General features: G+C 47.8%; 12 protein-coding genes. 5 read left to right on the top strand and 7 right to left on the bottom strand.

Going from position 1 to position 15,514, the window contains the following annotated elements:
• Positions 1 to 3: 3 nt before the first annotated feature.
• Both K4H25_RS05740 and K4H25_RS05735 read right to left on the bottom strand, forming a co-directional pair.
• On the bottom strand, positions 4 to 1,440 hold the full coding sequence (locus tag K4H25_RS05740; RefSeq protein ID WP_221022403.1) for a methyl-accepting chemotaxis protein: 1,437 nt from the start codon (positions 1,438 to 1,440) through the stop codon (positions 4 to 6).
• Positions 1,441 to 1,734: 294 nt separating this feature from the next.
• Complete coding sequence (locus K4H25_RS05735) at positions 1,735 to 3,453, bottom strand: helix-turn-helix domain-containing protein (RefSeq protein ID WP_221022402.1); 1,719 nt, start codon at positions 3,451 to 3,453, stop codon at positions 1,735 to 1,737.
• A 154-nt stretch (positions 3,454 to 3,607) separates the two neighbouring features.
• Between K4H25_RS05735 and K4H25_RS05730 the strand changes: the two genes are divergently transcribed.
• On the top strand, positions 3,608 to 6,412 hold the full coding sequence (locus tag K4H25_RS05730; protein WP_221022401.1) for an ImpA family metalloprotease: 2,805 nt from the start codon (positions 3,608 to 3,610) through the stop codon (positions 6,410 to 6,412).
• Positions 6,413 to 6,482: 70 nt separating this feature from the next.
• On the opposite strand, the gene K4H25_RS05725 is transcribed toward K4H25_RS05730, so the two are convergent.
• Positions 6,483 to 6,788 carry a hypothetical protein gene (locus tag K4H25_RS05725; RefSeq protein WP_221022400.1) on the bottom strand — a complete coding sequence of 102 codons (306 nt, stop codon included), beginning with the start codon at positions 6,786 to 6,788 and terminating at the stop codon, positions 6,483 to 6,485.
• A gap of 221 nt (positions 6,789 to 7,009) precedes the next feature.
• Here K4H25_RS05725 and K4H25_RS05720 point away from each other — a divergent pair, with 221 nt between their 5' ends.
• The 3 genes from K4H25_RS05720 to K4H25_RS05710 all read left to right on the top strand — a co-directional run bounded on the left by K4H25_RS05720 (position 7,010) and on the right by K4H25_RS05710 (position 9,950).
• A complete protein-coding gene (locus K4H25_RS05720; protein ID WP_221022399.1) occupies positions 7,010 to 8,143 on the top strand; it encodes a D-alanyl-D-alanine carboxypeptidase family protein in 1,134 nt (377 codons plus the stop codon).
• A gap of 456 nt (positions 8,144 to 8,599) precedes the next feature.
• Entirely contained in the window at positions 8,600 to 8,809 is a 210-nt protein-coding gene (locus K4H25_RS05715) for a VF530 family protein (RefSeq protein ID WP_173533460.1), read from the top strand.
• A 79-nt stretch (positions 8,810 to 8,888) separates the two neighbouring features.
• Positions 8,889 to 9,950: a M29 family metallopeptidase gene (locus K4H25_RS05710; protein ID WP_221022398.1), complete on the top strand. Its 1,062-nt coding sequence runs from the start codon at positions 8,889 to 8,891 to the stop codon at positions 9,948 to 9,950.
• Between the two features lie 73 nt (positions 9,951 to 10,023).
• Here the strand turns inward: K4H25_RS05710 and K4H25_RS05705 are convergent, their stop codons facing one another.
• Positions 10,024 to 10,713 (bottom strand): DUF502 domain-containing protein, encoded by a 690-nt coding sequence (locus K4H25_RS05705; protein ID WP_217390095.1) that lies wholly within the window; start codon positions 10,711 to 10,713, stop codon positions 10,024 to 10,026.
• A gap of 435 nt (positions 10,714 to 11,148) precedes the next feature.
• On the opposite strand from K4H25_RS05705, the gene K4H25_RS05700 reads away from it, so the two are divergent.
• Positions 11,149 to 11,853, top strand: coding sequence for an oligogalacturonate-specific porin KdgM family protein (locus K4H25_RS05700; protein ID WP_221022397.1), 705 nt, complete (start codon positions 11,149 to 11,151; stop codon positions 11,851 to 11,853).
• 213 nt (positions 11,854 to 12,066) lie between these two features.
• Here the strand turns inward: K4H25_RS05700 and K4H25_RS05695 are convergent, their stop codons facing one another.
• The 3 genes from K4H25_RS05695 to K4H25_RS05685 all read right to left on the bottom strand — a co-directional run bounded on the left by K4H25_RS05695 (position 12,067) and on the right by K4H25_RS05685 (position 15,392).
• Positions 12,067 to 13,386 (bottom strand): sodium-dependent transporter, encoded by a 1,320-nt coding sequence (locus tag K4H25_RS05695; RefSeq protein ID WP_221022396.1) that lies wholly within the window; start codon positions 13,384 to 13,386, stop codon positions 12,067 to 12,069.
• 578 nt (positions 13,387 to 13,964) lie between these two features.
• Entirely contained in the window at positions 13,965 to 14,765 is an 801-nt protein-coding gene (locus tag K4H25_RS05690) for a M15 family metallopeptidase (protein WP_221022395.1), read from the bottom strand.
• 48 nt (positions 14,766 to 14,813) lie between these two features.
• The gene (locus K4H25_RS05685; RefSeq protein WP_221022394.1) at positions 14,814 to 15,392 is read right to left on the bottom strand and encodes a copper-binding protein; all 579 of its coding nucleotides are present in this window, start codon (positions 15,390 to 15,392) and stop codon (positions 14,814 to 14,816) included.
• Positions 15,393 to 15,514: the final 122 nt, after the last annotated feature.

The raw sequence follows: 15,514 nt of genomic DNA, 5'->3' as shown, positions 1-15,514 counted from the left end.
GCGTCAAGGCGGTGGAGCGGCTGAGCGCTTACCTTGAATTTGGCTCAGTGATTGCTTAACTTGTTGCGCCAGCGCCACCCCACGAACCACCTGTGGAATCGCTTCATCCATTACCGCCACCACGTTGACAGTTTCACCTTGAATCGCATTGAGCATGGTTTCAATATTCACCGTGGCGCTAGCGGTTCTTTCAGCTAATTTTCGAACTTCATCTGCGACCACCGCAAAACCACGCCCTTGCTCACCGGCGCGTGCCGCCTCAATCGCAGCATTTAAAGCTAATAAATTCGTTTGTCCCGCAATATCTTTAATGACTGCAGCAATCCCAGAAATCTCTCTCGCCTGAGTGTCTAACGCCCGAATTTGCCCACTCGCTTGCGTCACACTCGCAGCGATATGCTCCATAGTCGTCGTTGCCATTGCCACTTGCTCAACCCCATCACGCGACAAAGCTGTCGCTTGCCGCGATGCAGCCTCAGTCAGACTCGAGCTATCCGAAATATGACTAATGCTAACGGTCAGCTCTTCCATGGCTGCGGCCATTGCACTGGTCGCATCGGTTTGCTGATTGGCAGCCAAGGCAATGGATTGACTTGATTGAGCGATTTGTGTGGCTTGTTGACTCAAAACATCTGCGTCATTTTTTACATCCAGCATAACTTTGCGCAAACTGGCTGCCATTTCTGCTAAAGAAGCAAACATACTACCCACTGGCGCCTGCTGCATTTTTAACTGCAAATCACCTTGCGCCAACTGCTGCATCAATCTGATTCCCTCGCTTGGCTCGCCCCCCAATTGGCGCAAAATACTGGATGTAATGAGCCATGCCAGTAAACTCACCAAAATCGCCAAAATAGCTAATTCAATCAATCCCCAAATCAATACATTTTTCATTTCGGCGTCAATATCATCAATATAAACACCGGTGCCGACCACCCAATTCCACTCAGGAACTAATGCCGCATAGGAGAGTTTTGGCAAAGCTTCAGCACTACCTAGTTTGCTAAAATAATAATCAACATAACCGCCACCTTGTTGTGCGGCACGGGTTAAATCCTGCAATAAGAATTTGCCATTTTTATCCTGCAATGTACTTTTATTTTGCCCTTCAAATTCAGGTTTATTCGGTGATAATTTATATACTTGCTGCGTATCAGTAATAAAAAAAGATTCTCCATTACCATAACGAACATGACGCATTGCAGCAATTGCTGATTTTTGCGCTTCCTCGACGCTCATGACCCCACTACGATTTAAATCCTGATAATGCTTAATAATAGAAACTGCCGTTTCAACTTGGCTTTTAATAGCAAATTTTCGCTCGTCCAATGTGACCTGCTTTTGATTATAAAGGCCAATCGCCATAATGATGGCCATACCAGACAAAGCTAAAATACTCAATAACAACAAGCGAGTACGAATTTTAAAAGACATTAACATGATTATTTCCATTTAATTATTATATTCAGAAACCCCTCCCGCTAGAATACCCAATTTAAAATGACATGGGTATAGCAAATTCGATATAGATTTAGTACATTTAAGGCAATGCCTTAAAAAACAAACCTGCCACACCCGCTTTATCTCAAGTTGCTTCAAGCACAAATCCAGGCATCTAGCAAACTTAATCCAATCATCTGTAGCAATTAAAACAAATCAACATCAACACGAATAGTTATCAATAAATTAACTCAATCAGAATTATTCAGAATTACATAATTTTACGAAATAAGGTTATTCAAGTCGATTTTGAATCTGCTTTAAAAGTAAATCCCATTGCGAATAAATTTTATCTTGTTGCCCAAACTCAACGCGCCAACAATCATAAGCTAGAGATTGTTGATCTAATCGAGCGGATAAATAATCTAAGGCGTGTTCTAAATACGCCGAAACAAGCGTTGCATTACTTGACCAGCGCAACAAATAAGTCAGCACTTCTGGGTTCACTCCCCACAAAATCAGCAATAAAGCACTACGGCGACAATGCTCGGCGAATGGTAAATTTTCGAGCGGAGTCGCAAGACGATGAAAATAAGCCGCCCAAACCATAAGCCCATGCTCAACATCCAGTGTAGCAAATGCGCAATCCTCAAGCACCGCCCGCGAAAAATGGGACACCAACAATGCACGTTGGTACTGCTCTTGCCCTAAAGATTGTGGAACGCCCCGCGAAGAACATAATAGATTTCGGTAGGTATAGGGCTCCAAGCTATATTCAAACTTGGCAAACTCATGCATACCCTTTTTAAAATCTATTTCTAACAGATTTAACTCGACCAATAATAAAGCGGTATGTTTTGGATTATCTAGCCAATACGGCGCCAATTTCGACAACACCACCAACTCTTGATCCAAAGCCGCATCCAGTCGCTCTGAATGGCATTCAGCAAAAGACCACGCCTCTGCCACATGCCACTTTGCACTTGCTCGACTTGGAAAAGATCGTTTCAACTCGCGACGAAATTGGCTTGGCGACCAAGTAAACCACAAACCAAAAGCACGCTCAAAAGTACTCCTTTCGGCAAAACCCAAGGAGTGAGCAAGATCTTCAAGACGAACCTTGGGATCCAATAATGCATGAATTGCTCGATTGCGCTTCATTTGCACACTAATTTGGCGAAAGCTCGTCCCCTCTAAACTCAGTTGCCGACGAAATGAAGCGCTACTTAAACCCAAAGCATGCGCAGTATTGGCTAAATCAGCCCAAGCCAATTGCTGCCCTCTGGCTAAATGCTGCCAAGTGCGCCACAGCAAAGTATGTTGCGCTTGAAAATGCTGCAGTCGTTGATTGAACATGGCCTGCAAAGTGGAATGCAAACTCGCGCTAAACCCAGGGAGTTTGCTCTGCAAATACGAGCTAGGCCATGCCACACTAAAACACTCCGCCTGATAAGCAATTGGCGCAGCGCAAATCGTCTCCAACTCAGTCGAATCCATTTTGCTCGTCATGACTTGCACCGACAGTGGACGAATATCTGCCCCCAAAATACAACTCACCGCCCGGATAAGCCACACGACAATCGCCTCATAGCGCAGCAAGCCGCCCAAACGATCAAACTGCGGCAATGGTGATAATTGAATTTGCCATTGCTCCGCCTCAGTCACGACACGCATATCGCCATCGGGAAACAACATCGCTGCAAATCGCGACAGCTCAGCAATCGCCATCTCTAAAGTATTCGCGCTGCGTAAGTAATAAATAAAACCATCGCCAGCGGCCAAATCAATCTGACTGGCCACCCAGCTCATAGCATGAGGGTCGCCCATAGCGTGTAAGTATTCGTTCAATTGCAAAGCCGATTCGGCGGCGATTTCTGACAAATTATCAGACGCAACTGGGCGCAATCCAAACAAATATTCGAGTTCACTTAATAAAGCAGGACGATCACGGTAGCGTACATATAAGCCCTGCAAATAACGGAGTTGCACCGTTTGATGTTGCCGTGCTGACAAACTTCCCCCAAGACAATGAACATAAATGTCATAAAAATAGTACGAAACAGCATATCAGAATATGCTTACATTCAATATGATGAAAGAAAAACACTGACAAATGCCCAACAGCAGCGGCATTGCTTTTACTTATTTCAATACTTAGAGCTTGATCATGAATCCAAAATATGTCGGCAGCGCCGCACTCTTACTGATGTTAACAGCATGCGGTGGCGGCACAGAAGTTAGCCTGCCCTCCATTGGCGGAGGTGGCGGCAATACAGGAATCGGGCCAAGCTCTGCGCCAGGCGTTACTCCAACCCCAGAAGCCACAACCCAACCTACGCCAGCTCCAACCATAGAGCCGATACCCGACCCAATCGAAGTCGCACTAAAAACCGGCAGCGTCCAAGGACTGAACCGCAGTGATATGCCAACATTACTGCGTTTATCACAACAAACTGCAGGCCAGTACCAACAGCGGCAAACTGCTGCACTCGTTGATATTTATGGCGATAGCAAATTAAATCTAGCGCTTAATCACACAACTAATAGCATTGAGATTAACCGCTCCATTTCCACCATGGCGAGTCCCCTTATTGTTGCCGACGACGGTAGCGGCATGGCCGCCATCTCGCAATATGGCAAAGGGCGTGGCTTAGCTTATGGCGTAGATATGCTCAAATGGATGGCCGATCAATCCAGAGAAACCCAGCACTTGCCACTATTTACCCGAGCATTCAATTGGGTTGTTACCGGCAAAGCCGCAGGCCCATTACCCAATACGCTTAAATTTGCCGCCGCGGGCTATGACGCACCAACAGTAAGTCGCTTCATCACTTTACTCGGTAAAAAACCCGAAGCTGTTCCGTGTGATTTAACGCTCAGCAACAATACCTGCTGGCAAAACGCCGATGTTTTGGTATTTGGTGCTGGTGTTAGAGATGATGCCAACTTAGCTCAGCTGGTACGCCAATACCAAGCCAGCGGCAAAGCCATTATCTATATGCACCCCAACTGGGTTGACTCAGGAGGCGGGCGCAAAGTGGCCAAAGCCATGGGAATGAACCTCGGTGGCTACCCAGGCAATTACTTTGCCGATACTGCTGGCGTATCAGTGAACGCCAACCGCACTATCGCTGATACCTTACAACGTAACGACCAAATGGGCGGACTCAATAAAGCGCTAGAACAAATGAGCGTTGATAATCTCAACGTCGACTTAGCGGCAGATACTCGCTCAACATCGGCCATCAGCCAAATTCACAATGAAATCGCCACACTACAAAGTGGCGGCATTGACCTATTTGCCGAACCAGCAACCGATTTACATCGCTTACTCATTCTTTGGGCCGACCTTTATCGTCCAAGCATTCAATACGGTAAAATCAATCGCACCACCAATCCTGATGAATTTTTACGCACTTACGCTTCGGACTCTTGGCTGGCTTATAACCGCAGCTACACCACCTTTGCCGCAGCTGGCCAAGGTGATTTTATGCCTGTTGCTGCGCAAAGCATCCCCGTCAGCCAAAGCGATGAAATTATCGACGTCACCATTGCCCAAAGCGGAGGCACCACTGCTATTGGCCGTGCCTCTATTCCAGGCAAACCGGTTTACATCGAAGTGCTCGAAAAAGGCGATGCCAATCTCAGCATTCAAACCAACCATGTGCGCGCCTTTGGTAACCCACTCACCGACAATGTGGCCGAAGCTTATAAACGCCCACGCCGTCCACAGTCATTTGCGATTCCACTCAATACGACGAAAGCCACCGTCTTTGTGTCACCTTTTGGTGGTCCGCTCTACCTCAACTACGGCGGCGCAGCGTCAGGGCAAACCGTCACGCTAAAAATTCGTGGCGCAGCCAAATATGCGCATTTTGATTTTACCAAGCCGCAAAGCGACGCCGAAATCAACGAAGCCGTTGCCGCACTCAAACGCAAAGACTTTGGCTGGCAAACGGCGAAATTTGTCGGTGGAGAAATCCAACAAACCATCAATTATGCCAATCAGGCCATGGGCAATATCGACCCTAAGGTCTATATCCTTGATCAAGTCAAAGGCAGCTTATTTGATAGCAATCACCTCGCCAATGGCTATAGCAATATGCCGATGTCGGCCAATGTATCGCAGCTTTGTACTCAATTTGGTTGGCAGTGTGATGGGCCAATTCATCGCGCTCCGGGCGTGCAGCACTTTGTTGGTTGGATCGCTCAATGTGGATTTCTTTGCTCGGGCAATCCATCCGATGGCTTTGCCGGTATCAGTGGCACTGGCTGGGGACACGCGCACGAGCTCGGTCACAACACGGTGCAGCGCGTTATGACAATAGCGTTTAATGGCCAAGGGTGTGTTACAGAATGCAATAACAACATCCTCGCCAGCGCGCAAATGATGCGGCAATTTAAAACGCTCGGCGTCGATACGGGGCATACCACCAACCACCCAACCTTGTATCAACACATCAAAAACAACCGTGATACCAACAAAGTCGGAGAAGATAAAATCCTCGACATGCAAAAACGACTTTGGACCATGGCGGACCCAAATTCAATGCGCGCCGTGCACTTTCAATTGGCGTTTTTATTTAGCAAATATCGCGTCAACGAAGCGAAACCGAGTATGGAAGCGAGTCTGGATTATTTCACGTTACTAACCAAGGGTGATCGCTTGGTGAGCCGCGCGTGGGATGCCAATAATAAAGGCAAATATGCGATGGGCAGCTATGCCGATAATAAGATTAATAACCCTGATTTGCTCTATGTTTTAAGCTCAAAAATCATCGGCAAAGACTTAAAAAACATCTTTGCCATGTATGGCATCACACTCACCCCCACCGCTATCAGCTCGGTCGCGGCCTTAGGACTTGAAGTCTTACCGGAAACTTTTTACGCACTCGCAACCAGCAAGTACAACCAAGTCAGTACCGGTATTTGGCTCGATCTTTCAACTCAAACCCCAAATTATCCGTTTTAAACTTGAATCACAGCGCACGGCGACCTTAGTCCAAGGTAGTCGAGCGCTGTTTTTTCATTCTGATGTGAAATTAACTCGCAGCACCAGGGCCACTCACCCACTTTGGACAAGACTCCACTTCGCCCTGACGATTCACAATCACCGTGCTTGGGCCTATCTTGCACCAGCGAAAGCTACCAAAATCAAAAACATGATCAATATCTGCTTGCTTACCGCTAAAGGTGCCGGCCGCTAGCGTGTAGATGCCATGCTCACCGTCCCAAACTGCAACAGGCAAAATACTATAATTAATCACTTTGCCATTCAACGGCCAAGGCCAAATCATTGCCAACACGGGCTGCAGTACAAAAAAAGACAACACAAACAAATAGCGCATCAGCAACTCCTTGAATCAGAGCCGCATTTTCGCAAAGCCAAGCGCAATCACCCGTGACCAATTGCCCAAAAAATGAGGTATTTTGTCGCAATGAATTCAAGCTTATTGTGAATGTAAATTTTCAACGCAGCAAAAGGCATTCAATCACAGTTTTCGCGGCACTAAACGCCGTATAATCTGTCCTTTGTGCTCCGACTCACTTTTAAATAGCCATGAATTCGATGAAAACCCGCCTGATTGCCGCCCTAATCGCCCTACCTAGCCTTGCCCACGCTTTTGTGCCGCCGGTTCCCGAAATTGCGGCCAAGTCGTATTACCTCTACGACAAGCAAAGCGGCCAAGTATTGGCTGCACGTGATCCGGACATGAAAATCGAGCCAGCATCGCTCACTAAAATGATGACAGCCTATATCACCTTTAAAATGGTGAAAGAAGGCAAACTCAAACTCGACCAAACCCTCTTGGTGTCGGATAAAGGCTGGCGCACCGAAGGTTCGCGCATGTATCTAGACCCTAAAGTCCCTGCGACCGTGGACGACCTAATCAAAGGCATGATCGTGCAAAGCGGTAACGACGCTTGCGTGACCTTGGCCGAAGCCATTGCCGGTAGCGAAGAAATATTTGCGCAATTGATGAACAAAGAAGCCAAACGCCTCGGTCTGCACAATTCATTCTTTACCAATAGCACCGGTTTACCCGACCCGGCCTTATTGGTGACGACCAGCGATTTAGGCCGTTTAGCCACTGCAATAATCAATGATTTCCCAGAGTACTATCCGATTTACGGTATTAAAGAATTCAAGTACAACAATATCAGCCAGCCTAATCGCAATTTATTGCTCTACCGCGACCCTTTTGTTGATGGCATGAAAACCGGCCACACCAACTCAGCAGGCTACAATCTTGTCGCATCCAGTAAACGCGATGGCCGCCGCTTGATTTCTGTCGTTGTTGGCACCACCAGCCCCGAAGTTCGCGCCACCGAGTCGTCAAAATTACTCAACTGGGGCGCACAATTTTTTGAAACGCCACGCCTTTACACCGCTAAACAAGCCGTACAGCAAGTGCCGGTATGGAAAGGGAAAGCTGACACCGTTGGCGTTGGCTTTATGCAAGACCAATACATCACCGTACCCAAAGGCGATGCAGCAAAACTTAAAATTGATTTAGTCAGCCAACAGCCTTTAATGGCGCCGATCAAAGAAGGTCAAGTGGTAGGCACGATGAAAATCAGCTTAGACGGCAAAGTGCTCTCTGAACGCAAAGTAGTGGCGATTGCTTCAGTTGAACAAGCCAATATTTTTGGCCGTGCATGGGATACGATTCGTTTGTGGTGGAAAGGTTTATTTAACTAATTCAATTTACCGCCCGAGCGATGATGAGCCCAACGAGCAGTTGGGCTTTTTTATTGATTCAATATTAATAATGGGTATATGCCGCTAGCAGTCATACTATAAGTCATAGCGAAAGATACCTATTAATTACGAATGAATCTCAGATTATGTGTTAATGGTTTTAAGTGCCTGCGGCACGGCTGTTTACAGTCACAGTCAGTGGCGCCCCCCCTCTTTCTTTGACTCGCCAAAAAAGAGGGGGAAAGAAAGGCGCTTTTGAGCGCGCATCGGTCCCCGATGCCCTCGATCGATCGTGAGCCAAACGGTAAAGCTGTTTGTCTCGCTCCTCACTCGGTGCGCTTGAACGGGTGATTAAGCCCCAGACCAACAAGCGCGGCACAGCATCAACCCCCAATCTGAACAACGTTCAATAATGATCTAAATGGGTTAAAGATAATCCCAATCGAGGACCGCAGTATGTACAACCAAGACCCGCAGCATGGCATTACCTTAGAAAAAATGCTCACCGACCTAGTTGATCATTTTGGTTGGGAAGAACTCGCCCGGCGTATTCCGATCAAGTGTTTTTCCAATGACCCGTCGATCAAATCGAGCCTCACTTTTTTACGCCGCACGCCATGGGCGCGCGCGCAAGTCGAGCAACTTGACGCGCGCATGCGGCGCTAAGCGCAGCTGCCAGCAGAAATAACTCACTGCGGCCAAACCACCCTATTTTTGCCATTTAATTTAATAAGCCAAGCCAACGATGAACGACTCAAGTAGCAATCCAGAAATCGATACTTTCACCGCGTCCAGCGCGCTGGTGGCCATAGCCCAGCAACATTTAAGCGATGTACTGCGCATTGCTTTTGAGCATAGCGCGGCAGAAAAAGCGGTGGTGGTATTTGATAGCCGCAGTGAATTGGCCGTCACCCTTACTGCCGCTTACCGCCATTGCCTACCGCACGCTCATTTTATTGATTTTGACCACAGCACGCCCGAGCAAGTGCTGGCCGAATTTGCCGAGCTTGCCGCCAAAGACTTAGTGGTGTTGGTGCAGTCAACACACTTTCGCCTTGAAGCCTTTCGGATTCGCGTTGAGCTATTTAAACGCAGCCTCAAAGTCATTGAGCATCCCCACTTGGGTCGCATGCCCGGCGCAGAAGTCGCCTACTACATCGATTCATTGGCGTACGACCCAAGCTATTATCGCGACGTTGGCCATGCGCTCAAAGCCAAAATCGATGCTGCACCGCATGGCATGATCGATAGTGGCGCAGGTAATCAACTGATTTTTGCTACGCCGTTTGAATCGGCCAAACTCAATATTGGCGACTACCGTCAGATGAATAACACCGGCGGGCAATTTCCATTGGGTGAAGTGTTTACCGAAGCGGCTGATTTAGATTTAGTGAATGGCCGAGTGCGGATTTTTATTTTTGGCGACACCACCTTTCGCGTTAACCGCCCCGCTACGCCAATCACTTTAGTCATTGAAAAAAGCCAAGTGACTGACGTCATCGATTCCACCCCTGAATTTGACGCCATGATGGCGAAGATTCGCGCCGATGAAGGTGGTGTGGTTTGGGTAAGAGAATTGGGTTTAGGCATGAACCGTGCCTTTAGCTTTGAGCGCACCGTCAGTGATATTGGCACCTATGAGCGAATGTGCGGCATTCATTTATCACTGGGCATGAAGCACGGCATTTACGCCAAACCACATATCAAACGTGGCGAAGGCAAATACCATATCGACGTGTTTGCCATTACCGAATCCGTCCAGTTTGGTGACGACGTCGTGTATCGTGACGGTCAGTGGGTGGTATAAGCCCCAAAACAAAACGCCCGATTTGAGTCGGGCGTTTTTTATTTCGGTGCAATCACTGCGCCAGCATCAAAACTTATAACGCCCGTGGGTCCGGATAAATCACGGGTGCCATTTGGCTGGCTTTTTTCAGTGACGGCGGTGGCGTAATCCCCATCGACACATAAATACTGGTCAGTTTATCCACGCCAATATTGGCTGGGCGTATCCATTCCTTGGGGATATACAACAAACCACCGCCAATCGGCACTGGTGCGGTCGGCACTAAAATCGCTTGATACTCGCGGCCATCAATCTCAATCGGCACAGGATTGGGCATCAAGGCCAAGACCGCCACGCCATCCCCGCCAAACAAACACCAAACTGGGCTCATCGCGCCAATATCAGCGTCTTGCTTTTGATCGAGCAAACCCACAAAACGATCGGCCATATTATAAAAACTACCAATCACCGGAATACGCCGCACCGTACTATCGACCAGTGCCGCTAATGGTTTTTTTAATCGAGAGCGCACCAAAATACCCAAAGGATAAATCGCCCCCAGCAACATCACCCAACCAATTAAATACCCAAATACCGGATGATCCACCACCGGCTGACCAATAATCGAAAACAACTGCCCCACTAAGCTTTTTGGCCCTAAATAATCATTGAGTAAATTCACCACCCACGCCAACAGCGAAATAGTGAGTAAAAAAGGTAGCAAAGCCAATAGACCCGACAACCAAGTGGTCAACACACTTTTTAAACCACGCTGTAACAGCATCACAACTCCATTGATGACGACGACAAATCTCAGAACTGCATTCTACAGTGGCAAAGCGCTTGCGCGGCATCGATCTATTAAAATTAAAGCGAGAGCAGTGCTTTTATCAATTAAGCAACTCTCCTTAAGTAATTAAATGGCATATTTAATTACTTAAGGCCTTATATTATTAATGGTCGGAATGGCAATAAAAATTCATTTAATGAATCAATTTTACAACAACTGATTTTTGATATATGTAATTCAAACAAACTAATTTATTACCTCAAATTATCTTTTTATTTCCAATTTCTGACAATCATCGAAACATTAAACAAATTCGCAAAACACCCCAGAAATTGTAATAAATACCATTTACCTGCCAAATATAAGCGAATTATGATCGACGTAATGGCACTGCCATTTCACTTTCTACTTTATTCGAGAATTTAAATCATGAAGATTAAATACCTTGTCGCTCTGGCTTGCAGCGCAATTGCCATTCAAGCGCACGCAACGAGCATCGATTTCCGTGGCGGCTACAAAACGGGTAGCGAAAAATACGAATCACGCATCTTATTGAGCCACGAAATGGCCAATGGTTTTGGTGGTGGTGTTGAGTACTCTATGAGCAATACCAGCCTGCCAGGTGAAGGGATTGATCAAATGAACTGGACCGATACTGAATTTGAACTGTATTACAAACACAAACTCAATGCTGCTGTGACTTTGCAACCTGGTTTCTTGGTGCAAACGGTTAAAAACAAAGGCGAAGCTTACAAAGCCTACATCCGTGCTAACTGGGAGTTTGCCCCAACTTGGCGCTTTGACAGCCGTTTGCGTTACGACTTTAAAGGCTGGTCAGAAAAAGACTTGAACGGCAAGTTTGAACACGACGAAGTGGTTCGTGCTGACTTCTGGTTGCAAAAATCATTCAACGAAAAAACCAGCGGTTACTACAACTTCCGTGTAGATCACAAACTCAATGACTTTGAATACGTGAACAACAGCAGCAACTACTACGAACACAATATTGGTTTGGGTTACAAGCTCACGCCTTCAGTTCGCGTTTACACCGAAGTCGGTTACTTGGGCGAAACCGCTAACAAACAGCACGATGCTGAATGGCGCGTTCGTTTTGGTAGCACTTACAGCTTCTAATCGATCTGCCTGTTGATCAGATTTGAAGTAAACCCAGCCTCGGCTGTAATGCCGCTCACTTAAGCCAAGTGAGCGGCATTTTTTTGCTCGATTTCATTGCTGCGATCGCTTTTGATGCAGAGAAAATCAATCGAAAAGCCCTAAATTTCCTCTGCGCCTCTGCGTCAGATTTTCAAGGTTTTGCGTTAAGTGAACTGTGTTTAGATCGCTGCTTTATAAATTCTTGAGTAATAACACGCCAATCGACAGCGGCGCTAGCACGCGGCAACTCCACTTTAAGCCCCAGAGCGCCCCGCCCGTTAAGCCACAGAGCTGCGCCACATGTGGCCAAACTCGCCAGCCAGCAAACAGCGCTACGGCAATTCCGCCGATGGGCATCATTAAATTGGCCACGCTGTAATCCATCAGCTCAAAGATGTTTTTTCCCCACCAAGTCACACCAGACCATGTCCCAAACGACAACGATGCCGGAATACCACACAAAAACACCACCAGCGACAACACTAAAATCACAGGCCGACGCGGTAATTTAAATTCATCCAAAAACAGCGTCGCGATTAATTCGAGCATCGATACCGAAGACGTCAGCGCGGCCAGCGTCAGTAAAGCAAAAAAGACCATCGCCCACAGTTGGCCAAACGGCAAGCTGGCAAACACCACTGGCATGGTCATAAAGGTTAAACCCGGCCCCGCCGCAGGATCGAGCCCAAACACATGTAGCGCTGGAAAAATCATCAAGCCCGCCAAAACCGCCACCGCGCACGACAAACCCACCACCCACGCTGCAGAATGCAAGACCGGCGTTTGCTGCTTCAGGTAAGAGCCATACGCAATCATGCCGCCGGTCCCTAAAGACAAAGAGAAAAACGCCAAGCCCAAAGCATCCATCGCCATCGTCGGCGTGAGCTTAGTCAAGTCAGGCGTAAAAAACAGCTTCACCCCTTCCCATGCCCCGGGCAAGGTTAACACTCGACCAATCAAGATCAACATCATCAAAAACAACGCCGGCATCAAACATTTACTGGCGCGCTCAATGCCTTTTTCTACCCCGCCAATCACAATGCCAAGCGTGGCTAAAACAAAAGCGGCATGCGCCAAAATCGGCCAATAGGGATGCGACACAAAGCCAGTAAAAATAGACTTTAGCTCTTGGGTATTGCTAGTAACCACACTACCGTCAATCGCTAGCGCCAGATACCCAATCGTCCAGCCACCAATCACACTGTAAAAACTATATAAAACAAACCCAGCAAAAATCCCCATTAAGCCAATCAGCGGCCACGCCTTGCCCGCCAATTGGCGAAACATGCCCACCGGCCCCGTTTGCGCGCTGCGGCCCAGCGTCAATTCGACGATCATCTGCGCCAAACCGAGGGTAAAACTAAATAACAGGAATAATAAAATAAACACGCCGCCGCCATTCATCGCGGTGACATAGGGGAATTTCCAAATCGCGCCCAAGCCAATGGCCGAGCCAGCGGCCGCCAAAATAAAACCCAGCTTAGAGCCCCAAGTCGAACGAGTTGTCATCATGATCCTTTGTCGTAAACCAACAATGCAGATCCAGACAGACGTTTTTGGGCGGCACAAATGCAACAAGGCCGCCCATCACGGCGGCCTTGGATCATTCATTTGGTGTAATTTAAATGAACGCGACCCATCGGGCTGCCGGTTGGCGAGCCAGATAATAATAAGAAAAATACACGGGGGTCGAATTCAGTAACATGACGCTATGTTCAAGCGTATCCCCATCGGGTGTCAAGCCAGCCCTAGCGCCAGATTGGGCTGCGAGCAATCCGGCCAACTCAAGGGAAATTCAAGGGCAATACAAATTAAATCCAGTCAAACACCAATAAAACAGGCCACTACAAGCACTTTAGCGGCAGATTGATGCAAAAAAACCACAGCTTCAATTTCACATCCCCATTGGATTAATGGGTAATATCACCAAAAAAACGCCCCTTTCGCCGCAAAAAATCCCGCCATTTGCTCAATATCGGATCAATATCCGGTCAATTTCAGCTCAATAGCACACCCAAAGCGCGGCGCGACCCCAATACCGGCGCAATGTTCAGCTTTGTATCAGCCAGTCTGACAATAATTAAATCGAATTATTGCCTCACCTTGGCCACGCAAACCGCTCTAATTTCACTCAGGCTACCCGTTTCACTTGCGGCGCATTGCCGATAGCGATCGGCATATTGCTGAAAGCTCGCCTGCGCAGCAGCTGGATCAAGCGTGATTAACTGCTCAATGAACGCGCGGCTCCCAATCTCAAAATGCTGATAATCAATTGGCGAATCCCAATCCCCACCCCAAGTCATAAACCCATATTGCGCAAATAAATGCGCCACCGCCTCATTCACCATCCCGCTACGGCGCGGTTTACCGGCGCGAAACTCAGCGCGATTTAAAAAGGCCTTGGCACTGGCTGCCGGCAAAATCAGCGCCGTACCATCGTCAGCAAAACTCACATACGGATTTTGCAAAGGGTTCACATCAATCGCCACGCCATACGCATGTTTGGACCAATTTTGGCCTGCTGTCACCGCGCGACCATTCAACGCACTGCTGTTATTGGCATTCATCGACAACACATCATTGCCCTTAAATTGCGTCAATGGCAGCGCTGATTGCAGCGGAAACTTTGCCGCGCGCAATGCCAACATCAAAGCCGCGACTTGCGGCGCCACCGCATCGAGCACGATCAACTGCCCTGTGCTTAACTGCCCCTGCAAATCAAGATGCGAAAAACTCACCCGCTGCAATCGCTCGCACGGCACTGGATTGGCAGCACTCAATACGCCATTGTCGAGTAAATCAGCACAATCAGCCGCCGTTAAAGGCTGTATCGCCGCCCATGTCGTGGCAGACAATAGCCCGAAAAACAGCCCAGCTCTTAATCGCGGCATTCAAACCCCTTCAAGCCATTTTTTGCACAATAAAAAAACCTAGAGCGCTTATTTGGCGGCAGTGACCAGCATCGCCAAAGCTTGCGTGTAAGTACCTTTGATTTGATCGCCTTTTTTGATCAATTTCAATTGCGCAGGATCACGCACTTTTAAAGTCACGGTGCGATTCACGCCTTGCACGCGAACCGTATGTTTTTTAGCATCGACACCAATCACATTGCCCACCACAGTCACCTGCTCGCCAACAAAACCACCTGCTTTGGCTGCTGGCGCTGAAGCTTTACTGGTTTCAGTAATCCGTTCACGCACGTTCGAGCCTGGGCCAAGCAATTCCAAAGTCAGCACTTGCATATATTCAGCTTTTACTTTGTCGCCGACTTTGAGCTTATCAAAGTTTTTAACCCCTTCACCGGCCATCACGCTCATCGTTTGGCCAGCTTCATTTTTTAACGTCACTTTACGCGTTGCCGCATCAATGGCCGCAATCGTGCCATTGGCCTTTACCGCCTCAAGCAAAGTCACCGCGCCCGGCGCCGAAGCCGCCACCAACTCTTCAGCGCTTGACGCAAAAACCGGCAAAGACAAAGCAAGCAACAAAGCACCCGTGCAAATTAAACCTTTTTTCATTCGTCTTACTCCAAAAAGTGAACAATCAAATCTAACCGCACCATCATAGGCCAGCAGCACCACAAAGCCAACACCATAAGTAAGATTAAAGTCAAATTAATGCGGGGATTGGGGATTGGGGA

The sequence above is a fragment of the Deefgea piscis genome, from assembly GCF_019665785.1.
In the GTDB taxonomy this organism is placed as follows: domain Bacteria; phylum Pseudomonadota; class Gammaproteobacteria; order Burkholderiales; family Chitinibacteraceae; genus Deefgea.
This window is presented reverse-complemented; position numbering and strand designations above follow the sequence as displayed.